Origin of the sequence: Falcatimonas sp. MSJ-15 (genome assembly GCF_018918265.1) — a bacterium.
Lineage (GTDB): Bacteria > Bacillota > Clostridia > Lachnospirales > Lachnospiraceae > Falcatimonas.
In genome coordinates this window covers 1-21,646 of the sequence record NZ_JAHLQC010000004.1, presented here as the reverse complement: position 1 = coordinate 21,646, position 21,646 = coordinate 1, and the positions used below count along the sequence as shown (strand labels likewise).

Here is a 21,646-nt window from a genome sequence, read left to right as displayed (position 1 = left end):
TTTTATAAAAAAGACAATGTAAATTAATATATTTTTATTGATTTTTATTGTATAGTGGGATAGAATATAAAAGATTGTTTATGGAGGAAGTATGTATGACAGATGAGGATTATATAGGAGCAGACGACTGGATACCGGTTATGCTTGAATTTGTTAATGATGGTAAACTTTTTAAGTTATCGCCAAAGGGAATCAGTATGTATCCTCTTATTGTTGGAAAACGTGATTTTGCGAAACTGAAGAAGATAGAGTTTCCATTGAAGCGTGGAGATATATGTCTTTATCGTAGAGATAATGGTAAATATGTATTGCATAGAATATATAAAGTAGATTACGATAAAAGAGAATATTACATGATGGGAGATTATCAGAGGATAATTGAAGGCCCTCTGAGAGAAGAACAGATGTTAGCAGTTGCCGATTCCATAGTAAGAAAGGGAAAAGAGATTTCCTGCAGTGACAAACGTTACAGATTTTGGACTTCATTATGGATGATACTTAGACCAGTAAGACCATATATACTTAAGATATATGATATGCTTAAGAGAATTTTTTGGAAAGGGTATAGAGATGAGAATAAATAATGGATATGTAGTAAAAGAGATCGCTGGTAAATATGTTATTATACCAGTAGGACAGAATGTTGTTGATTATAAGAATATGCTTCACATTAATGATACAGCAGCTTTTATTCTTGAATGTATGAAAGAAGATACGACAAGAGAGAATATTCTTGCTAAGATGATTGAAAAATATGAAGCAGAAACAGAAGATGATAAGGCTGTACTTACTAAAGATCTTGATGAATTTATTGCTGCAGCAATAGAATATGGAGCAGTAGTGGAGGAATAAAGTGAAGTATTTAATAGCAGATATCATTTTGGAACTGATAATAGACAGAACAGAATATCTTTCAGATGATTTGACAGAATTCGAATATAGTGGTGACAAAAGTGCAGATTGCATTATTGACATAAGAGATTATGATGATTTTCTGATAGATGATGAAGATAAGACTCTTGTTGATTGTAATAGAATACATGTTACTGAGAACGATAAAGAATATAAGCTTGAATATAGAAATCTTCCAGTTAATGGAAGTATAATCTCTAAGGATTTGAAGAATGCACATATATATGTCAGATGGGATGATTATCTTGAGTATCCACTTTTTTGTGCGATTAGAGACATATTCTTTTTTAAAGTTCAAGAGAGAGGAATGATAGCAGTACATTCATCTTCTATTGTATACAGAGATAAGGCGTATGTCTTTTCTGCATCATCCGGAACAGGTAAGACTACACATACGAATATGTGGATTCAAGAGACAGATGCCAGGATTCTTGATGGAGATCTTTGCGTACTTACAAGAGAAGGTAATGATGTATATGCTTATGGACTTCCATGGGCTGGTTCTTCAAGACGTTTTATGAATAAAAAAGTGAAACTTGGTGGAATTATTTTTCTTGTCAGGAGTAGAAAAGATGTTGTTAAAAAACCAGACATACTGAATGGAATTCTGATGCTTACAGCTAGATGCTTTACACCTACATTTACGCCTGAGATGGTGTCGATGAATACAGATGTAAGTGCTGCTATCGGGGAAGTAACAGATATGTACATACTTGAATGTACTAAGAAAAAATCAGCTTTTAGAGCTGTTAAGGCAGCTATTGATGAGGCATTTAGGGAGGAATAGAATTGAGTTCGAAATTAACTGATAACAGATATACAAGGTTCATAAAAGATTTTTCGAATCAGCAAAAATATATAAAATGGCTGATGCATTATACAAAGCCATATATTCCAAAGTTAACATTTATGATGTTATTATCTATATTTGGAACTTTTGCATCAATATGGACAACTATTATTACACAGAAGATAATTGATGGTGCCAGTGGTGGTAAGACACTTGTTGATTATATAATATTGTATGTAGTTGTAGTTGTTGCATCAGAAGTAGTGTCAGTGTTAAGCTCGCTGATGGGCGTAATGGTCAATGAGAAGTTCTCATTTGGTATACGAAAGCAGGTATATGACAAGATACTCGATACAAAATGGGCTGAGATATCAAAATATCATACCGGAGACCTTATGACAAGGCTTACAAGTGATACTAATAGTATAGCTGATGGTATCGCTAATACAATTCCAACGATCATAATATTAATAGTGCAATTGTTTGCTACATTTTTTACACTTTTAAGCTACAATGCGGCTCTTGCATTTTTTGCACTTATATTTGCACCATTTGCAGTACTTGCAAGTGCATTTCTTGGAAGAAAATTGAAATATCTTACTGTCAAGGTACAGGAATCAGAATCAAGATACAGATCATTTATTAATGAGAGTCTTAGCAATATTCTTATAATTAAGACTTTTTGCGATGAAAAATACTCATCTAAACGTTTAAAACAGCTTAGAGAAGAAAGGTTTGGATGGGTACTGAAAAAGACAAAGGTAGGTCTTGTTGCATCTACAACTATGAGCATGACATTCCAGATAGGATATCTTGTTGCATTTGTATGGGGAATATATTGTATATCAAAAGGAGAGATAACATACGGTACTATGACTGTATTCTTAACTCTTGTTAACAGAGTTCAGGCACCTATTATAAGTCTTGCTAATTATGTGCCAAAAGTAATTGCAATTCTAGCATCAGCAGGACGAGTTATGGAGATTCAGAATCTTGAAGCTGAAGAGAGGACCTGTACAGAGATTATACCGGAGAATGTCGGACTAAGAATTAATAATCTTTCATTTGGATATACTGATGAGATGGTAATTGATGAAGCAGATCTGTCAATTAATCCGGGCGAATTCGTTGCGATTGTCGGTGAATCCGGAATAGGTAAGACAACACTTGTAAGACTTATTATGTCATTTGTTACAAAAGTATCAGGTAATATAGAGTTCTATGATAATTATAGATCAGAAAGTGCTAATGCAGGTTCACGAGAATTCATATCTTATGTTCCACAAGGTAATACACTTTTTAGTGGAACTATAGCATCATGTGTACGAATGGGTAACAGAGATGCAAGTGATGAAGAAGTTATAGATGCTTTGAAAGCAGCATGTGCTTATGATTTTATAAAAGAACTTCCAGATGGTATAGAGACTGTAATAGGCGAGAGAGGACATGGTTTGTCAGAAGGACAGGCACAGAGAGTCTCAATAGCAAGAGCGCTTGTAAGAAAAGCTCCATTCTTAATTCTTGATGAAGCAACATCTTCTCTTGATGAAAAAACAGAACTTAAAGTATTACAAAGTATAAGAGAATATAAGCCATCACCTACATGTCTTTTGATAACTCACAGACGATCAGTGCTTAATTATTGTGATCGAGAGATTAAGCTTGAGAATAAGAAGATATTAGAAGAAGAACTTAATATATAGTAATATAATGATGCCAGTGTCAAAAGATCTAAACTCACGTGAGCTTGCTCACAGGTGGGTGAAAGGGCTTTTGACTCCGATATCATATAATTAAAAAGGCTAATATAGATTTGGTAAAGTGATATTTACTAATCTATATTAGCCTTTAGTATTAATGGCATTTTGAATCGTGTTAATTAATAATAATCTTTAATAATAATCTTTATGAATAATCTTATCTTTTATCTGATGGATCTGAAGCAGCAGCTTTTTTTAGTGTAAAGTAGAAAGTGCTTCCTTTTTTAGGGATACTTTCACACCATACTCTGCCATTATGTTTTGTAATTATCTCTTTTACAATAGCAAGACCAAGACCACTTCCGGATGAAGAATCAGGAGTCCTTGCTCTTGAAACAGTATAAGAACGTTCAAATATTTTATCGATATAATTCTTGGCGATGCCTATTCCGGTATCTTTCACATATACAAGAACTTCATTATCTTCACAAAGAGGTGTGAGGAGACCGTCTTTGATACCAATTGTTATAGAATCATTATCATGGGAATATTTTTTTGCATTAGTAGTTAGATTATCTAGAACTCTTAATATTCTCTTAACATCAGCATTAACAGTGAGAATAGCATCACTGTCACAATCTAGCGAAAGATTACGATTGCAATAACTGTCATCACTTAGAAGTGTATAATAGTATTCTTCAATAAGTGGAGTAAGATTAATAGATTCATATTTGAAATGGCCACGCTTACTATTAATAGATATAAGATAAAATAAATCATTAACAAGCGTTTCGAGGACAGACAGACGTCCATCCATTATATTTAAAGTATTTTTTAATTCATCAGAAGATATAGTATCATAAGATTGATTAAGATAATCTACACTACTTCTTATCGTTGTGAGAGGAGCACGAAGATCGTGAGATATATTGCTGATTATCTCATTTTTTTGCTTTTTCTCATTTTCAAGATTTTTGTTGGCGATAAAAAGCTTTTTTGTCAATTCTTCAACTATGTCAACATCAGGTTTTTGATATTTTTTTTTCATAATATTATTCTCCATGTTATCTTTGTCTAAATTTGAATATGTATCCTTTAGACCATACTGTTTCAATATAATTTTCAAGACCATCATACATACTGAATTTTTTTCTTAGGCGGCTCATATTAACCATTATAGATTGCCTGTCGGATGAAGAGTAACCTCCCCAAAGACTATTAGAGATCTCTTCAAATGTTATAAGTTCGTTAGGTTTATCTATAAGGATAGCCAAAAGCTCATATTCTCTGTTGCTAAGCTTGATCTCTTCATCATTACACATAACTTCGTGTGTAATAGTGTTGATACTTAATGGCGGAAATGAGAGCATATTATCCGGTTTTGAATATGCAATGGTTCGTCTGATATTAACTTTTATACGCACAGAAAGTTCTCTTAGACTATAAGGCTTGATAAGATAATCATCACCACCAAGAACCAGTCCTTTTATCTTATCTTCTTCAGATGTAAGCCCTGTAAGGAAGATAATTGGTGCTTTTGTAATTGTTCTCATCTTTTTGCAGGCTGCAAAACCATCAAGTGCCGGCATCATTACATCAAGCACTATACAGTCAGGAATTATACAAGATAATTCTTTTATTGCTTTTAATGGGTTGTCATATGTGAAAACTTGAAAATGGTCACTTTCAAGATATTTTTTGTTGATTTGTAAAGTTTCCTTATCATCATCGATAAGCATAATCTTGTACATAAAAAAATGTCCTCCATAGAAATAAATAGTTTCCATCTGAGTGTATCATAAAAAAACAATTTTATCAATTAAGACTTGCAATTGTTAGTAAAAGTGCCGAAATATATGTAGAATAAAAATGTGCGAAACACATAAAAAGTAACTATTGGAGGTTGGATGCATGTTTGACTTTAAATTTGACTGGAGTGCAGAAATGGAACTTGGAATTCCGATACTTGATGAACAACATAAGGAGATATTTAGAATAGCAAGAAATATTGAACAGCTTCTTATACAGAATTGTGAGAATGTAAAACCAAGGGACTTGGTTAATATAGTATGTGAACTTAGAGAATTTGTATCATATCATTTTTATGAAGAAGAGCGAATGATGGAAAAAGCGGGTTTTGACAGAATTATTCTAAAGGAACATAAGAAAAATCATATGTATTTCTATACTTATGTTCAGCAGATAGATTTGCCAAAGATGGCGAAAGATCCAAATGGGGAATTGAAAATATTACGAGATAATATTCAAGACTGGATATTTTCCCATATGCTTTGCGAGGATGTTACTATTGTAAAGACACTTAAAGAAAACCTTACGGAAGAAGAATTAAAGAATGGTATTACCAATTAAAAAATATTCTGTGAAACTTGTTGAAAAAAGTTGACATATTACGAAAAGTGTTGTTAAAAAACAACACTTTTTTTGCGAAAGTATGCTATAATAAATACAGAGGATTCTGATGAGTGAGATATTATCCATTCAGAATACAAATCAAATAAGACAATGGAGAAAAGTTATGAAAAAAGAACTTAAAAAACAGATTTTTTCGATACCAAATATTTTAAGTTACATAAGATTTATTCTTGCGTTTTTATTTGCGTATGTATATCTTAATGCGAATGAGACAAAAGACTATTATATTGCAGCAATAATAATTGCAATTTCAGGGCTAACAGACTGTATGGATGGTTTTATAGCAAGAAAATTTAATATGATAACAGAAATTGGTAAGATTGTAGATCCGATTGCGGATAAGGTTACACAGGGAATGTTAGCATTATGTCTTATGAGCAGATACAATATGATGATACCATTACTTGTACTATTCTTTGTAAAAGAGTCATATATGGGGATAGCAGGACTTAAAGTTATAAGACAAAGTGGTGAGAATCATGGAGCAATGTGGTATGGTAAGATTAGCACAGTAGTATTATATGCAGTGATGCTTATATTACTTATATTTCCTGATATTAATGTAGTGCTTGCAGATGTACTTATAGCAGTATGTATATTCTTTATGGCACTCTCATTTGTAATGTACATTATGAGATATAATAAGATACTTAGAGAAAGTGGTGAATAACAGACTACTGATAATAGTATATTAAGGAGTGTGATGAACGAACAGATAATAGAGAATGATATATATTTGAAAGGGAAGGTAGAATATGGCGGTTAGTTTATGCACAAAGGGTGAGGTACTTAAACTTAGATATGATGAATTTGGTCTTTATAAAGTAAGACCACAGCTAAAGATGGAATATGATAAGGCTTTAGCTAAGGTCAAAGAAGCAGATTCACTTTTTAGAAATAATGTTCAGAATGAAGAAAAGTGTACAATGGCATTAAAGATTGCGGTAAAAGGTGTCAGAGATTTTATGACATATCTTGCAAGAGAAGATGACGGCAATTATGCTCTTACACTTGCAAAATATAAAAAAGAGGGTATTAAGATCTATTCGGATATAGAGATAATTATCAAACGCTTTTGTAATCTTGGTATAGGAACACAGACATATATGGGATCGTGCCTTGAACAGGAGGTAGTATCTGTTACAGATATTCAATTTATACTTGGGCTTACAAGGATCGCTGTTGATTATATGTATAAAATAGAGATGGAAAGTTTGAAATAATTAGTCATATATGAGGAATGTCCATACATAAAATTGTAGAAATACAGATATGGGCAGATGAGCAAGAGTGACAATTAACATAATTAAAACGGACATAATACGAAAACTTAGACAGAACAGGTTGTTAAAATTAATAATTACTATATTTTTACCGGCTGTTATTGTTATGTGGCAGCCGGTAAAAATATATGTATATGGACAGTCTGAGATAAAAGATAATGATCTATATGCATTGTCAGCATGCCTTATGGATGCAGACAGTGGTCGTGTTCTGTATGAGAAAAATGGATATGATGAACGTGCAATGGCAAGTACAACCAAGATAATGACACTTATAGTAGCACTTGAGAATGTAGAGGATGACTTGATAGTAAAAGTAAGCGAAGAGGCAGCTTCACAGCCAAAAGTCAAGCTTGGCATGAATAGTGATGAAGAATTTTATATAGGAGATCTATATTATTCACTTATGCTTGAGTCACATAATGATACTGCATTTGCAATAGCACAGGGAGTATCAGGAAGTGTTGAAGAATTTGCAAAGCTGATGAATAAAAAAGCTAGGGAGATAGGTGCTTATAATACATATTTTATTACACCTAATGGACTTGATGCAACAGATGAATCAGGTAAGCATCATACAACAGCTGTCGATTTAGCTAAGATAATGAGTTATTGCATCAATGAGTCGCCATCAGCAGAAAGGTTCATTGAGATAACAAGAACTTCAGATTATACTTTTACTGATATATCAGGTGAAAAAAGTTATTCAGTATATAATCATAATGCTTTTCTTAATATGATGGAGGGCGTTATAAGTGGCAAGACTGGTTTTACATCAGAAGCAGGTTATTGTTATGTATGTGCACTTGAAGATGAAGGCAGAAGATATGTAGTCTCTTTGCTTGGATGTGGCTGGCCATCTAATAAGAATTACAAATGGTCAGATACACGAAGACTAATGGAATATGGAATAGACAATTATCAAAAAAATAATATATATTCAGATACTATAATTGATGGGACTGATATATATTCTGGTAATTCACTTACTGGTAATATACATATTGACTTTGAAGTAGAAAAAGATGCTGATGAGAAAATAGAGATGCTTATATGCGGGGATGATTTTTACAAAAAGAATATTAATATAAAAAAAGATATAATGCTACCGGTAAAAAAAGGCGAAATAATAGGTAATGTTGTCTATTATCTTAACAATGAAGTGATAGCAGAATATGATATATATATTCTTAATGATGCAAAAAAAACAACTTTTGCAGATATTTTGAAGATTATAACAGGAATATATTTTTGCAAGAATATAGTTAGCAATTAATATATTTTTAAAATATTAAAGTGAATAATAAGAATATAGCTCTTATTGTAGAAATATGATATTTTGTATAATGAAGTATTAGATAATAATAGATTTAGATTATCTTATAATACAAAAAAGATATTTGAATATCACACTATAAAAATAGACAATGATAAAAAAAACAGCAATTCAAATATCGTAGGAAATAGACGAGGAGTTAAAATGAAAGATCTTACAAAAGGAAACAGTACCAGACTGATAATTGAATTTGCAATTCCTGTATTAATTGGTAATGTGCTTCAGCTTTTATATAGTCTTGTTGATACAAGAATAGTTGGTGAAACACTTGGTAATAAAGCACTTGCGGCTGTTGGGGCAACGAATCCTGTTAATACACTTATAGTAGGTTTTTTACTTGGACTTACTAATGGATTTGCAATTCAGGTATCCCGAAGCTTTGGTGCCGGTGATATAAAAGAGATGAAAAAAGCTGTAGCTGGAACAGTTAAGCTTGGACTTATGGTATCAGTGGTTTTGACGATATTGTCACTTGTATTTTTAAAACCATTACTTATATTACTTAATACAAAAGATGAATTGCTTAATGAATCTTATGCTTACATAAGTATAATATTTGCAGGAATGACTGCATCAATGCTCTATAATATATGTGCAGGTGTATTAAGAGCGATAGGTGATACAGTAACACCGCTTGTATTCCTTGGAGTATCGACAGCACTCAATATTGCAGGAGATCTATTCTTCATAAAGGTACTAAAAACAGGAGTAAGAGGTGCAGCAGCAGCAACAATAATTGCACAGATAATTTCCTTTGTATTATGCGTTATATATATCTGGAAAAGATATGATATTCTTCGCATAAACAGAAGTGACTTTAAAGTACCAAAGGAAATGGTTAAAAAAATGTTTCAGTCAGGACTTTCGATGGGATTTATGATGTCGCTTGTCTCACTTGGAACAGTAGCACTACAGGGTACAATTAATACATTTAATAATAATATAATTGTAGCACATACAGCAGCCAGAAAGATTACAGAACTCTATATGCTTCTGTTTAGTGTACTTGGTACAACCATGGCAACATTCTGCGGACAGAATCTTGGCGCAGGACAGATAGAGAGAATCAGAAAAGCACTTAGAAATGTAATTCTTGTGAGCTTTGCCTGGAGTATAATTATGATGATTCTAAGTTATACTGTAGCACCAACGCTTATTAAAATGGTTACTGCAACGGATGAAAAAGAGATAATTGATACAGCGTGTAAATATCTTAAAATTGACACACTTTTTTATTTCTTTCCGGCAATGATTTGTATTATAAGAAATGCTATGCAGGGAATTGGAGATCATATAACACCAATTGTATCAAGCTTCATTGAACTGTTTGGTAAATTTCTCATTGCGACATTTCTTGCACCACAAATCGGGTATATGGGGATAATTGTCGCAGAACCTATTGTCTGGGTTCTGATGGTTTTGCCGCTCATAGTACAGATAATTAGAAACCCTATGTTAAAAATACCGAAAAAATATAACGAACAGTAAAAAAACATATATTTTTCTTGATATTTTTTTGCTAAAGTTATACAATTATAAGCGGCAGAAATTAAAGTTTTTACTTTTGAAAATTTGGAGAAAATGGAGGGCTGAAAAATGAGTAATACAGCACAGGTATCAGCAAGTAAGAGAATTAATGCTTTACTTGATGATAATAGTTTCGTTGAAATCGGTGGTTATGTTACTGCGAGAAATACTGATTTTAACTTACAGCACAAAGAAACCCCTGCAGATGGTGTCATAACCGGATATGGTGTTATTGATGGCAATCTGGTGTATGTATACAGTCAGGATGCAACAGTACTTAATGGAGCACTTGGCGAGATGCATGCAAAGAAAATTGCAAAAGTTTATGATTTAGCTATGAAGATGGGAGCACCTGTTATCGGTCTTATAGATTGTGCCGGTTTAAGGTTACAGGAAGCTACAGATGCACTTAATGGTTTTGGAGAATTATATTTAAAACAGACAATGGCATCTGGTGTAATACCACAGATTACAGCAATATTTGGTAATTGTGGTGGTGGACTTGCAATAATTCCAACACTTACTGATTTTACATTCATGGAAGAGAAGAATGCAAAACTGTTTGTAAATAGTCCTAATGCACTCTCAGAGAATAAATCACAGGATACAGCAGGTGCAGACTTCCAGAGCAAAGAAACAGGAATTGTTGACTTTACAGGAGATGAAGATGCAGTAATTGAACAGATAAGAACACTTGTTAATATCTTACCTGCCAATAATGAAGATGATAATTCATACGATGAATGTACAGATGATCTTAACAGAGTATGTTCAGATCTTGCTAATGCAAAAGGTGATACATCAATTGCATTATCTAACATATCAGATGATAATTTCTTCTATGAAGTTAAAAAATCATATGCTAAAGATATGGTTACAGGTTTTATAAGACTTAATGGAATGACAGTTGGTGCAGTTGCAAACCGTACAGAAGTCTATGATGATGAGATGAATCTTACAGATTCATATAAGCCTGAATTAACAACTAATGGATGTGAAAAAGCAGCAGAATTTATTAATTTCTGTGATGCATTTAATATTCCGGTATTAACACTTACTAATGTTAATGGATATAAAGCTACTGTAGATGAAGAAAAGACAATAGCAAAAGCAGTTGCAAAACTTACATATGCATTTGCTAATGCAACAATACCAAAAGTTAATGTTGTAATTGGAGAAGCATTTGGAAGTGCTTATCTTGCAATGAACAGCAAGTCAATAGGTGCAGACATCGTATATGCATGGCCAGATGCCAAGATTGGTATGATGCAGGCACAGTCAGCAGTTAAGATTATGTATGCAGATGAGATTAATAATGCAGATGATGCTACAAAACTTATCTCAGAAAAATCAGCAGAATATGAGAAACTTCAGTCAAGTGCATTAGCCGCTGCAAAGAGAGGATATGTTGATGATATAATCGAAGCTTGCGATACAAGAAAACGTATAATAGCAGCATTTGAGATGTTATATACAAAAAGAGAGGACCGACCAGCTAAAAAACATGGTACGATATAGTGAGGTGAAATAATATGAAAAATATGAAAAAAGTAATATTAATGATTACCTGTATGATTACCATGATTGTCTGGGGTGGAGCCGGACAGGTATTCGCAAGTGCTAAAACGATTGATCCAAGCGTTCTTGGTGGCGAAGAGAATGTAATAAGTTATGTTGATTCTTTTATTACATCAGCAGTTGCTGAAGAAGAGGACAGTATCGAATCATATATTGACAGCGTTGAATCATCAGGATATAGCGAAGATGCAAGTTCTATTTTGAATTTTTATAAAGAGATCAAAGAATGTGGCGAATACACAGGAACAACAGATTATAGCATAACATATACTGAAGATGGTTTTGAAGCTAAGTTTATTGTTAACTGCAGCGAGAGAAATGTTGAAGCAAAAGCAGACTTTAAACTCATTCTCTCATCATCAACTAACCAGTATCAGGCAGTGCTTACATCAGCATCAGCATCAGCTATATATACATTTGGTGAGAAGATGGAAAAAGCAGCACTTAATACACTTATGGGTATGGGTACTGTATTCATTGTTCTTATATTTATGACATTCATATTCTCATTATTTAAGTATATTAGCAGATTAGAGAATAAGCTTAAATCTAAGAAAGTAGAAGTAAAAGAAACTGCATCTAATGTAGTAGAGCAGATAACAAAGACTGAAGAAGTTGAAGAAGATCTGGTTGATGACCTTGAACTTGTAGCTGTTATAACAGCAGCAATTGCAGCATCAGAGAATACTTCTGCAGATGGTCTTGTTGTAAGATCTATTAAGAGAGCAGGCAATCAGAGATGGCGCAGAGCCTAATTAAGGATTAAACAGGAGGATATATTCATGAAGAGTTATACAATTACTGTAAATGGAAACGTATATGACGTAACAGTTGAAGAAGGTACATCAGGAGCAGCACAGACACAGTCTGCACCAGTTAAAAAAGCAGCACCTAAAGCAGCACCAAAGGCAGAAGCACCAAAAGCTACAGGTGCAGAAGGAAGTGTTAAAGTTAATGCTCCAATGCCAGGCAAGATTCTTGCAATTAAAGCTAATGAAGGCCAGACAGTTAAAAAAGGTGAAGTAATCTTAATTCTTGAAGCTATGAAGATGGAAAATGAAATCGTAGCTCCACAGGACGGAACAGTAGCCAGTGTTAATGTAGCAGTTGGTGATTCAGTAGAAGCAGGCGCAGTATTAGCTACATTAAATTAGTACATGACAATGTACAAAAAACACTAAGCTAGGAGGTTATACAATGGAATACTTTACAGAGACCATGGGAAATCTGATACATCAGACAGCGTTCTTCAGTTTGACATGGGGCAACGTTCTTATGATATGCGTAGCACTGATTTTCCTTTATTTTGCAATAAAGAAAGAGTATGAACCATTACTTTTAGTTCCTATTTCTTTCGGAATGCTACTTGTAAATATGTTCCCTGACATTATGGCGTCTCCAGAAGATACCTCAAATGGCGTGGGCGGTTTACTACATTATTTTTATTTATTAGATGAATGGAGTATTTTACCTTCATTAATCTTTATGGGTGTTGGTGCGATGACAGACTTTGCACCACTTATAGCTAACCCTGCAAGCTTCTTACTTGGAGCTGCAGCACAGTTTGGTATATTCGCAGCATACTTTTTTGCGATTATGATGGGATTTGGTGATAAAGCCGCAGCAGCAATATCAATTATCGGTGGTGCTGACGGACCTACATCAATCTTCCTTGCTGGTAAGCTTGGACAGACAGAATATATGGGGCCTATAGCGGTTGCAGCATATTCATATATGTCACTTGTTCCAATCATTCAGCCACCAATTATGAGACTTTTGACAACAAAAGAAGAAAGAGCTATTAAGATGGAACAGCTAAGACCTGTTTCAAAACTTGAGAAGATTCTATTCCCAATAATTGTAACAATCATTGTAGTACTTATTCTTCCTACAACAGCACCACTTGTTGGTATGCTTATGTTAGGAAACTTATTCAGAGAAAGCGGTGTTGTTAAACAGCTTACAGAGACAGCATCTAATGCTCTTATGTATATAGTTGTAATTCTTCTTGGTACATCAGTAGGTGCTACAACAAGTGCTGAAGCATTCTTAAAAGCTACAACACTTAAGATAGTTGCACTTGGACTTATTGCATTCGCAATTGGTACAGCAGCCGGTGTACTGTTTGGTAAGTTAATGTGCAAAGTTACACATGGCAAAGTTAATCCACTTATTGGTGCAGCCGGTGTATCAGCAGTTCCAATGGCAGCCAGAGTTGCACAAAAAGTTGGAGCAAAAGAAGATCCTACAAACTTCTTATTGATGCATGCGATGGGACCTAACGTTGCCGGTGTTATTGGTACAGCGGTAGCAGCCGGTGTATTTATGGCGATATTTGGAGTATAAAAGGAATATATAGAATTCAGGAGGATAATGAGTCATGGCAGAACAGGTAAAAAAACCATTAAAAATTACTGAAACTGTATTGCGTGATGCACATCAGTCTCTTATAGCAACAAGAATGACAACAGAAGATATGCTTCCGATTATTGATAAGATGGATAAAGTTGGTTATCATTCAGTAGAATGCTGGGGAGGTGCAACATTCGATGCATCACTTCGTTTCTTAAAAGAAGATCCATGGGAAAGACTTAGAAAGTTAAGAGATGGATTTAAAAATACAAAATTACAGATGTTATTCAGAGGTCAGAATATTCTTGGATATAATCATTATGCAGATGATGTTGTAGAATATTTTGTACAAAAATCAATTGCCAATGGTATTGATATCATTCGTATCTTTGACTGTTTTAATGATCTTCGTAACTTACAGACAGCTGTAAAAGCAGCTAACAAAGAGAAAGGTCATGCACAGATTGCACTTTCATATACACTTGGAGATGCATATACACTTGACTATTGGAAAGAAACAGCTAAGAAAATTGAAGATATGGGTGCTGATTCAATCTGTATTAAAGATATGGCAGGACTTTTAGTTCCATATAAAGCAACTGAACTTGTTCAGGCATTAAAAGATGGTACAAAACTTCCAATTCAGATTCATACACATTATACATCAGGTGTTGCTTCAATGACATATCTTAAAGCTGTTGAAGCCGGTGCAGATGTAATTGATACAGCAATCTCACCATTCTCAATGGGAACAAGCCAGCCGGCAACAGAAGTTATGGTTGAGACATTCAAGGGAACACCTTATGATACAGGCCTTGATCAGAATCTTTTAGCTGAGATAGCTGATTATTTCAGACCAATGAGAGAAAAAGCATTAGAGACAGGGCTTATGAATCCAAAAGTACTTGGTGTTAATATTAAGACATTATTATATCAGGTACCAGGTGGTATGTTATCTAACCTTGTATCACAGTTAAAAGAAGCAAAACAGGAAGATAAATACCAGGCAGTTCTTGAAGAGATACCAAGAGTTCGTAAAGACTTTGGTGAACCACCACTTGTTACACCATCATCACAGATTGTTGGTACACAGGCAGTTCTTAATGTATTACAGGGCGAGAGATATAAGATGGTTACAAAAGAGTCTAAGAAAGTTCTTATGGGAGAATTTGGACAGACAGTTAAACCATTTAATGCTGAAGTACAAAAGAAGTGTATTGGTGATGAAAAAGTAATTACATGCCGTCCTGCAGACTTAATTGAGCCACAGCTTCCAAAATTTGAGAAAGAATGTGCACAGTGGAAACAGCAGGATGAAGATGTACTTACATATGCGCTTTTCCCACAGGTTGCAAAAGATTTCTTTGAATATAGAGAAGCTCAGCAGACAAAAGTAGATCCTAAGTCAGCAGACAAGGAAAATAAGGTATATCCAGTCTAAGAAAAACGAATTATAGACATTGTGTCTATTAAAAATAATTAAATAAAACTCAAAAAAGAGTAGAAAAACACCATCATCGTTGTTATAATGAATGATGGTGTTTTTGCGTAATATGCAATTATATAGATATAAAGAAGTATCCATACAGATATATGCGACATATAATGCCAGGCAGAGATTATGCCAAATATAAAGATAACGAGGTGTGAATATGGGGAATTCAGACGATTTAATGAGTCGGTTGTGTGAGAAGATGCCCACTTTTAGCAAAGGACAAAAAAGACTTGCCAACTATATAATGACAAGTTATGATAAAGCAGTATTTTTAACAGCAGCAAGGCTTGGCAAAGCAGTTGCAGTAAGTGAATCAACAGTAGTAAGATTTGCAATGCAATTAGGATATGAAGGATATCCACAGTTTCAGGAAGCATTAGAAGAGTTAGTAAGGACGAAACTTAATTCAATACAGAGAATAGAGATTGCATCAGGACAGATGAGCCAGTCAAAAGTGTTAGAATATATACTTGACGCCGATGCAGAGAAGATAAAACTTACTAAAGATGAGATAGATAAAAAAGCATTTGAACAGGCAGTTGAGACAATATCATCTGCAAGAACAATATATGTCATTGGAATACGAAGCTGTGCTCCAATTGCAAGTTTTTTATCTTTTTATCTAAATCTCATATTTGATGATGTAAGGAATATTAATACGAATAATAGCAGTGAATTGTTTGAACAGATGATACGAATTAATGAGGAAGACGTAATAATAGGAATAAGTTTTCCAAGATATTCGGTAAGAACACTGAAAGCCTTGGAATTTGCCAATAATCGCAATGCCAAGGTTATAGCCATAACAGATTCAAAACATTCCCCAATGAATCTGTATTCATCATGTAATCTGCTTGCAAGAAGTGATATGGCATCAATCGTAGATTCTTTGGTTGCACCACTTAGCGTTGTTAATGCTCTTATAGTTGCATTATGTATGAAGAAAAAAGATAAAGTAATTAACAATTTGGAGACACTTGAAGAGATATGGGATGAATATCAGGTATATAACAAAGATGAGCTTGATGTTGTAAGTGAGAATGTTGTTGAAAAATTTAGAAATATAGGTGAAAAAGATGAGTAAAGTAGTAGTTGTAGGTGGCGGAGCTGCCGGAATGTTTGCGTCAGTTTTTTATGCAAAAAAAGGCAATGAAGTTCATGTGCTTGAAAAAAATGAAAAACTGGGTAAAAAGTTATATATAACAGGAAAAGGCAGATGTAATATAACTAATGCATGTGATACAGAAGATTTATTTAACAATGTTATATCTAATAAAAAGTTCTTATATAGTGCATTTTATACATATAACAACCATGATGTGATGAATTTTTTTGAAGAAGAAGGATTAAAGATTAAAGTTGAACGAGGAAACAGAGTATTTCCAGAATCAGACAAGTCACAGGATGTTATTAATACACTTAAGAAAGCTATGCATAGATATGGCGTTGAAGTACATTATAATACAGAAGTTAAGGAACTTATAATCGAAGAAGGAACAGTAAAAGGAGTTGTACTTGCAAATAATAAGAAGATTATGGCAGATATTGTTACTGTTGCAACAGGCGGATTCTCATATCAGTCAACCGGAAGCACAGGAGACGGATATCGATTTGCAAGAGAAGCCGGACATACAATTGTTCCTTTATCACCGTCACTTGTTCCATTCAATGTAAAAGAAGAATGGATAAAAGACTTACAGGGATTGTCACTTAGGAATATTGAAGGAACTATATATTGTGGCAAGAAAAAGATATATTCAGAATTCGGAGAACTTTTGTTTACACATTTTGGTGTCAGTGGTCCGATAATAATAAGTGCAAGCAGTTATGTTATCAAATATGTAGACAAGGAACTCAAACTTGTAATAGATCTTAAACCGGCACTTACTACTGAACAGTTAGATGATAGAATATTAAGAGATTTTGATAGTAATATTAATAAGTGCTTCCGCAATTCATTAGATGCACTTTTGCCAAAAAAAATAATACCGATTATAATTCTTAAATCAGGTATTGATGAAGATAAGAAAGTTAATGAGATTACCAAAGAAGAAAGACACAATCTTGTTAATGTAATTAAGAACTTTGAACTTACGCTTAATGGATACAGAAGTTATAATGAAGCAATTATAACAAAAGGTGGAATATCTGTAAAAGAGATTAATCCACAGACAATGGAGTCAAAGTTAGTACATAATCTTTATTTTATAGGAGAAGTACTTGACCTTGATGCACTTACAGGTGGATTCAATCTTCAGATAGCGTGGTCTACAGCATATATGGCAGCTATGGCAGATGAGATGAACTAGAATAGTAAGAGCAGAATCCGTAAGAACAGGATAATATAAGAGCCTGATATAGCAGTATAGATTAGAAAAGTAATTATAAAATTGAGATGACAAAGCATATTAAAATATAATACAAATTTTCACTGTATATATACAGATATATGCTTTATAAAAGTTAAATAGCATAAAAAATAATTGAAAGGAAAAGGATATTATGTCAAAGAATATAGCAATAGATGGGCCAGCAGGAGCCGGAAAGAGTACAATAGCTAAGAGATGTGCAAAAGAATTAGGATATATCTATGTTGATACAGGAGCAATGTATAGAGCAATGGCAATACATTTTATAGACAGAGGAACAGATGTCACAGATGAAGATGCCATAAAAGCTGAATGTGCAGATGTTAAAATTGATATTCAATATGAAAATGGTGAGCAGCAGGTTATCCTTAATGGAAAAAATGTAACAGGAAGACTTAGAAAAGAAGAAGTTGGCAAGATGGCATCAAAGACATCAGCATACAGATGTGTAAGAACTAAACTTGTAGAGTTACAAAAAGAGATTGCTGCAAAAGAAAATGTAATAATGGATGGAAGAGATATAGGAACTTGCGTGCTTCCTAATGCTGACCTTAAAATATATCTTACTGCATCAGCTGAGAAAAGAGCAAAGAGAAGATATGATGAACTTGTTGCAAAAGGTGAGACACCATCTCTTTTAGAACTAAAAAAAGATATCGAAAATAGAGATTATCAGGATATGCACAGACAGGAATCACCACTTAAACAGGCAGATGATGCAATTCTTGTAGATACATCAGATATGGGAATAGAAGAAGTTACAAAGAGAATTCTTGAGCTTTTTAACAAATAGAATAATATGATTATAAGATAAAATGGGCAGTAATCTTTTCGATGTTTATAGGTAATATTAAAAAATTATTATAAAACAAAATTGAAAAAAATATGCTTGAAAAAATCATGATTATACGTTAATATGTTAAACAATATAAAAAAGAAAGGCAGAGAAATGAAAGTAATAGTAGCTAAGACCGCAGGCTTTTGCTTTGGAGTTGAAAAGGCTGTTGAAAAAGTGTATGAAAATGTAGGAAAAGAATCATTATATACATATGGTCCTATAATTCATAATGAAGAGGTTGTAAAAGACCTTGAAAAAAAAGGAGTACAGGTTATTAATGGAATAGATGAAATAGACGATATAACAAATGGTACTGTAGTTATTAGATCCCATGGTGTATCTGAAGATGTTTATGATAAGTTGAAAAGCAAAGGACTTGATATTGTTGATGCAACATGTCCTTTTGTTCAGAAAATTCATCGTATAGTATCAAAAGAGAGCATGGAAGGTAGAACGATAGTTATTATCGGTAACGAAGGGCATCCTGAAGTTGAAGGAATTAAGGGTTGGGCACATTCTGACACATATGTTATAGGAAATAGTGAAGACGCCGAAAATCTTTCTCTTAAACAGGGTGAGAAAGTGTGTATCGTATCCCAGACAACATTTAATTTTAAGAAATTTAAAGATTTAGTTGAAATTATTCAAAAAAAGGGTTATGATATAAAGTGCTTAAATACGATTTGTAATGCTACCGAAGAAAGACAGCGAGAAGCTAGAGAGATTGCTTCAAAGGTTGACACTATGATTGTAATCGGTGGTAAGCATAGTTCTAACACGCAAAAGCTTGTAGAAATATGTAAAAGCGAATGTAAAGATACTTACTATATACAGACACTTGGTGACCTTGACTTATCAATGCTGGGATCCGGAAGTAGCGTAGGTATTACAGCGGGGGCATCAACCCCTAAAAAAATTATTGAGGAGGTTCATACTAATGTCAGAATTAAGTTTTGAACAAATGCTTGAAGAATCATTAAAGACAATACGTACGGGAGAGGTTGTAGAAGGCTCAGTTATTGACGTCAAAGAAGATGAAATCATCTTAAACATTGGTTATAAGTCAGACGGTATAATTACAAGAAGTGAATATACAAATACACCTAATGTAGACCTTACTACAATGGTTTCCGTAGGAGACACAATGCAGGCTAAGGTACTTAAGGTTAATGATGGCGAAGGCCAGGTATTATTAACATATAAGAGATTAGCAGCAGAAAAAGGAAGCAAGAGATTAGAAGAAGCTTTCAACAACAAAGAGGTACTTACAGCAAAAGTATCACAGGTATTAGATGGAGGATTAAGCGTAGTAGTTGATGAGACTCGCGTATTTATTCCAGCTAGTCTTGTATCAGATTCTTATGAGAAGAATCTTGATAAATATGCAGGACAGGAGATCGAATTTGTTATCAGTGAATTCAATCCTAAGAAGAGAAGAATCATTGGTGACAGAAAACAGCTTTTAGTAGCTAAAAAAGCTGAATTACAGAAAGAATTATTTGCAAAATTAAGCGTTGGCATGACTGTAGAAGGTACAGTTAAGAATGTAACAGATTTTGGTGCATTTATTGACCTTGGTGGTGCTGATGGTCTTCTTCACATCTCAGAGATGTCATGGGGAAGAGTTGAGAATCCAAAGAAAGTATTCAAAGTTGGAGATAAAGTTAAAGTTCTTATTAAAGAGATCACAGGTGATAAGATTGCTCTTAGCTTAAAATTTGATGATACTAATCCTTGGAAAGATGCAGATAAAAAATATGCTGTAGGAACAGTTGTAACTGGTAAAGTTGCAAGAATGACAGATTTCGGTGCATTTGTTGAATTAGAGACAGGTGTTGATGCATTATTACATGTATCACAGATCTCAAAAGAACATGTTGAGAAGCCATCAGATGCATTAAAAGTTGGTCAGGAAGTTACAGCAAAAGTTGTTGATTTTAACAATGAAGACAAAAAAATCAGCTTAAGCATCAAAGCATTAGATACAGCAGAAGAAGCTGAATCAACAGAAGAATAATTAGTTATTCACTTACACAGGTAAAGGGGATGCATTTATGGCAGACGATTATGAAAGCTTTAAAGTTAAAGTCCTTGGTCTGACTAAGATAGATTTGAATGCTTACAAAGAGCGTCAGATGAAGAGACGTATAGATTCTCTTATAGCAAAACATAACTATAAGGGATATGACACGTATGTTGAACAGCTTAAGAAGGACAAAGAGTTATTTGAAGAATTTGTAAATTTTTTAACCATTAATGTATCAGAGTTCTATAGAAATCCTGAACAGTGGAAGATACTTGAGACAATAGTATTTCCAGAATTAGTTAAGAAGTATGGCAATAATATTAAGATATGGAGTGCTGCATGTTCTACAGGTGATGAGCCTTATTCACTTGCAATGCTTTTATCTAAGTTCATACCAACTAATAGGATTAAGATTATTGCTACTGATATAGATAACCAGGTATTAGATAAGGCAAGGCTTGGTCTGTATAACCAGAAGAGTCTGGCATCACTTCCAAAAGAATTTGTTGACAAATATTTTACAAAAGTTGGTGCAAGTAATTATCAGATATCTGATGAGATTAAGAGATGTGTTGAGTTTAAGAAACATAATCTTTTAACAGATCAATATCCAACAGGCTGCAATATGATTGTATGCCGTAATGTATTGATTTATTTTACTGAAGAAGCCAAAGATGAGATATATCGTAAGTTCTATAATGCACTTGCTAATGATGGTATCTTATTTGTTGGAAGTACAGAACAGATAATTCAATATAGACAATATGGATATGAATCAGACAGATCTTTCTTTTATAGGAAATAATGATTATTCATAAGCTTAATTAAGCATGTATGACAAAATCCTGCAAAGACATATTAGATATGTTTTTGCAGGATTTTTTAGGCTCGTGTGCCTAGCGGCGCACGTTTCTAACGGGTTAAAGTCCCGAATCCACCCGGTAGTGGGAAGGATATAGCCGAAGGCAAGGGTGTCCACCGTGAGGCGGAATCTGAAGGAAGCTGGA

General features: G+C 33.7%; 22 protein-coding genes. 20 read left to right on the top strand and 2 right to left on the bottom strand.

The annotated features are described in order from the left end of the window. The first annotated feature begins 95 nt into the window (after window positions 1-95). Genes KQI85_RS03750 through KQI85_RS03735 form a run of 4 tightly spaced genes read left to right on the top strand, consistent with a single transcriptional unit; the run spans window position 96 to window position 3,405 of the window. Window positions 96-584, top strand: a complete 489-nt coding sequence (locus tag KQI85_RS03750) for a S24/S26 family peptidase (protein WP_216574755.1) — start codon at window positions 96-98, stop codon at window positions 582-584. Further along, window positions 571-852 (top strand): PqqD family protein, encoded by a 282-nt coding sequence (locus KQI85_RS03745; RefSeq protein ID WP_216574754.1) that lies wholly within the window; start codon window positions 571-573, stop codon window positions 850-852. The genes KQI85_RS03750 and KQI85_RS03745 overlap by 14 nt, the downstream gene beginning before the upstream one ends. Window position 853: 1 nt before the next feature. Beyond that, window positions 854-1,699, top strand: a complete 846-nt coding sequence (locus KQI85_RS03740; RefSeq protein ID WP_216574753.1) for a hypothetical protein — start codon at window positions 854-856, stop codon at window positions 1,697-1,699. Window positions 1,700-1,701: 2 nt separating this feature from the next. After that, on the top strand, window positions 1,702-3,405 hold the full coding sequence (locus tag KQI85_RS03735) for an ABC transporter ATP-binding protein (protein ID WP_216574752.1): 1,704 nt from the start codon (window positions 1,702-1,704) through the stop codon (window positions 3,403-3,405). 214 nt (window positions 3,406-3,619) lie between these two features. Here KQI85_RS03735 and KQI85_RS03730 read toward each other — a convergent pair whose 3' ends face one another. Both KQI85_RS03730 and KQI85_RS03725 read right to left on the bottom strand, forming a co-directional pair. Beyond that, window positions 3,620-4,450 (bottom strand): sensor histidine kinase KdpD, encoded by an 831-nt coding sequence (locus KQI85_RS03730; protein ID WP_216574751.1) that lies wholly within the window; start codon window positions 4,448-4,450, stop codon window positions 3,620-3,622. Between the two features lie 16 nt (window positions 4,451-4,466). Continuing rightward, window positions 4,467-5,153 carry a response regulator transcription factor gene (locus KQI85_RS03725; protein ID WP_216574750.1) on the bottom strand — a complete coding sequence of 229 codons (687 nt, stop codon included), beginning with the start codon at window positions 5,151-5,153 and terminating at the stop codon, window positions 4,467-4,469. A 160-nt stretch (window positions 5,154-5,313) separates the two neighbouring features. Between KQI85_RS03725 and KQI85_RS03720 the strand changes: the two genes are divergently transcribed. The 16 genes from KQI85_RS03720 (at window position 5,314) to KQI85_RS03645 (ending at window position 21,444) form a co-directional block, all read left to right on the top strand. Continuing rightward, window positions 5,314-5,772: a bacteriohemerythrin gene (locus KQI85_RS03720; protein WP_216574749.1), complete on the top strand. Its 459-nt coding sequence runs from the start codon at window positions 5,314-5,316 to the stop codon at window positions 5,770-5,772. A 109-nt stretch (window positions 5,773-5,881) separates the two neighbouring features. Beyond that, window positions 5,882-6,505, top strand: coding sequence for a CDP-alcohol phosphatidyltransferase family protein (locus KQI85_RS03715; protein ID WP_253293736.1), 624 nt, complete (start codon window positions 5,882-5,884; stop codon window positions 6,503-6,505). An 85-nt stretch (window positions 6,506-6,590) separates the two neighbouring features. Then, window positions 6,591-7,058, top strand: a complete 468-nt coding sequence (locus KQI85_RS03710; protein WP_216574748.1) for a hypothetical protein — start codon at window positions 6,591-6,593, stop codon at window positions 7,056-7,058. A 67-nt stretch (window positions 7,059-7,125) separates the two neighbouring features. Then, window positions 7,126-8,394 (top strand): D-alanyl-D-alanine carboxypeptidase family protein, encoded by a 1,269-nt coding sequence (locus KQI85_RS03705; RefSeq protein ID WP_216574747.1) that lies wholly within the window; start codon window positions 7,126-7,128, stop codon window positions 8,392-8,394. Window positions 8,395-8,598: 204 nt separating this feature from the next. Continuing rightward, a complete protein-coding gene (locus KQI85_RS03700; protein WP_216574746.1) occupies window positions 8,599-9,942 on the top strand; it encodes an MATE family efflux transporter in 1,344 nt (447 codons plus the stop codon). A 108-nt stretch (window positions 9,943-10,050) separates the two neighbouring features. Further along, the gene (locus tag KQI85_RS03695) at window positions 10,051-11,499 is read left to right on the top strand and encodes an acyl-CoA carboxylase subunit beta (RefSeq protein ID WP_216574745.1); all 1,449 of its coding nucleotides are present in this window, start codon (window positions 10,051-10,053) and stop codon (window positions 11,497-11,499) included. Window positions 11,500-11,513: 14 nt separating this feature from the next. After that, on the top strand, window positions 11,514-12,314 hold the full coding sequence (locus KQI85_RS03690) for an OadG family protein (protein ID WP_253293735.1): 801 nt from the start codon (window positions 11,514-11,516) through the stop codon (window positions 12,312-12,314). 27 nt (window positions 12,315-12,341) lie between these two features. After that, window positions 12,342-12,713, top strand: a complete 372-nt coding sequence (locus KQI85_RS03685) for a biotin/lipoyl-containing protein (RefSeq protein ID WP_216574744.1) — start codon at window positions 12,342-12,344, stop codon at window positions 12,711-12,713. 43 nt (window positions 12,714-12,756) lie between these two features. Further along, on the top strand, window positions 12,757-13,905 hold the full coding sequence (locus KQI85_RS03680; RefSeq protein ID WP_216574743.1) for a sodium ion-translocating decarboxylase subunit beta: 1,149 nt from the start codon (window positions 12,757-12,759) through the stop codon (window positions 13,903-13,905). 34 nt (window positions 13,906-13,939) lie between these two features. Next, window positions 13,940-15,352 (top strand): oxaloacetate decarboxylase subunit alpha, encoded by a 1,413-nt coding sequence (locus tag KQI85_RS03675; protein ID WP_216574742.1) that lies wholly within the window; start codon window positions 13,940-13,942, stop codon window positions 15,350-15,352. A gap of 211 nt (window positions 15,353-15,563) precedes the next feature. Continuing rightward, on the top strand, window positions 15,564-16,490 hold the full coding sequence (locus KQI85_RS03670; protein ID WP_216574741.1) for a MurR/RpiR family transcriptional regulator: 927 nt from the start codon (window positions 15,564-15,566) through the stop codon (window positions 16,488-16,490). Continuing rightward, the gene (locus KQI85_RS03665) at window positions 16,483-17,715 is read left to right on the top strand and encodes an NAD(P)/FAD-dependent oxidoreductase (protein WP_216574740.1); all 1,233 of its coding nucleotides are present in this window, start codon (window positions 16,483-16,485) and stop codon (window positions 17,713-17,715) included. The genes KQI85_RS03670 and KQI85_RS03665 overlap by 8 nt, the downstream gene beginning before the upstream one ends. A 193-nt stretch (window positions 17,716-17,908) precedes the next feature. Then, a complete protein-coding gene (gene cmk, locus KQI85_RS03660; protein WP_216574739.1) occupies window positions 17,909-18,568 on the top strand; it encodes a (d)CMP kinase in 660 nt (219 codons plus the stop codon). Between the two features lie 156 nt (window positions 18,569-18,724). Further along, the gene (ispH, locus tag KQI85_RS03655; protein WP_216574738.1) at window positions 18,725-19,570 is read left to right on the top strand and encodes a 4-hydroxy-3-methylbut-2-enyl diphosphate reductase; all 846 of its coding nucleotides are present in this window, start codon (window positions 18,725-18,727) and stop codon (window positions 19,568-19,570) included. Then, window positions 19,551-20,630: a 30S ribosomal protein S1 gene (gene rpsA / locus KQI85_RS03650; RefSeq protein WP_216574737.1), complete on the top strand. Its 1,080-nt coding sequence runs from the start codon at window positions 19,551-19,553 to the stop codon at window positions 20,628-20,630. The genes ispH and rpsA overlap by 20 nt, the downstream gene beginning before the upstream one ends. A gap of 37 nt (window positions 20,631-20,667) precedes the next feature. Continuing rightward, a complete protein-coding gene (locus KQI85_RS03645) occupies window positions 20,668-21,444 on the top strand; it encodes a protein-glutamate O-methyltransferase CheR (protein WP_216574736.1) in 777 nt (258 codons plus the stop codon). Window positions 21,445-21,646 lie beyond the last annotated feature (202 nt).

What these genes read in the sequence shown, in the direction of transcription:
- KQI85_RS03675 (WP_216574742.1), top strand. Translation starts at nt 13,940, where the DNA reads ATGGCAGAACAGGTAAAAAAACCATTAAAAATTACTGAAACTGTATTG.
- KQI85_RS03745 (WP_216574754.1), top strand. Translation starts at nt 571, where the DNA reads ATGAGAATAAATAATGGATATGTAGTAAAAGAGATCGCTGGTAAATAT.
- KQI85_RS03700 (WP_216574746.1), top strand. Translation starts at nt 8,599, where the DNA reads ATGAAAGATCTTACAAAAGGAAACAGTACCAGACTGATAATTGAATTT.
- KQI85_RS03750 (WP_216574755.1), top strand. Translation starts at nt 96, where the DNA reads ATGACAGATGAGGATTATATAGGAGCAGACGACTGGATACCGGTTATG.
- KQI85_RS03690 (WP_253293735.1), top strand. Translation starts at nt 11,514, where the DNA reads ATGAAAAATATGAAAAAAGTAATATTAATGATTACCTGTATGATTACC.
- KQI85_RS03695 (WP_216574745.1), top strand. Translation starts at nt 10,051, where the DNA reads ATGAGTAATACAGCACAGGTATCAGCAAGTAAGAGAATTAATGCTTTA.
- KQI85_RS03670 (WP_216574741.1), top strand. Translation starts at nt 15,564, where the DNA reads ATGGGGAATTCAGACGATTTAATGAGTCGGTTGTGTGAGAAGATGCCC.
- ispH (WP_216574738.1), top strand. Translation starts at nt 18,725, where the DNA reads ATGAAAGTAATAGTAGCTAAGACCGCAGGCTTTTGCTTTGGAGTTGAA.
- KQI85_RS03720 (WP_216574749.1), top strand. Translation starts at nt 5,314, where the DNA reads ATGTTTGACTTTAAATTTGACTGGAGTGCAGAAATGGAACTTGGAATT.
- KQI85_RS03665 (WP_216574740.1), top strand. Translation starts at nt 16,483, where the DNA reads ATGAGTAAAGTAGTAGTTGTAGGTGGCGGAGCTGCCGGAATGTTTGCG.
- KQI85_RS03685 (WP_216574744.1), top strand. Translation starts at nt 12,342, where the DNA reads ATGAAGAGTTATACAATTACTGTAAATGGAAACGTATATGACGTAACA.
- KQI85_RS03725 (WP_216574750.1), bottom strand. Translation starts at nt 5,153, where the DNA reads ATGTACAAGATTATGCTTATCGATGATGATAAGGAAACTTTACAAATC.
- rpsA (WP_216574737.1), top strand. Translation starts at nt 19,551, where the DNA reads ATGTCAGAATTAAGTTTTGAACAAATGCTTGAAGAATCATTAAAGACA.
- KQI85_RS03730 (WP_216574751.1), bottom strand. Translation starts at nt 4,450, where the DNA reads ATGAAAAAAAAATATCAAAAACCTGATGTTGACATAGTTGAAGAATTG.
- KQI85_RS03710 (WP_216574748.1), top strand. Translation starts at nt 6,591, where the DNA reads ATGGCGGTTAGTTTATGCACAAAGGGTGAGGTACTTAAACTTAGATAT.
- KQI85_RS03680 (WP_216574743.1), top strand. Translation starts at nt 12,757, where the DNA reads ATGGAATACTTTACAGAGACCATGGGAAATCTGATACATCAGACAGCG.
- KQI85_RS03715 (WP_253293736.1), top strand. Translation starts at nt 5,882, where the DNA reads ATGAGTGAGATATTATCCATTCAGAATACAAATCAAATAAGACAATGG.
- KQI85_RS03645 (WP_216574736.1), top strand. Translation starts at nt 20,668, where the DNA reads ATGGCAGACGATTATGAAAGCTTTAAAGTTAAAGTCCTTGGTCTGACT.
- cmk (WP_216574739.1), top strand. Translation starts at nt 17,909, where the DNA reads ATGTCAAAGAATATAGCAATAGATGGGCCAGCAGGAGCCGGAAAGAGT.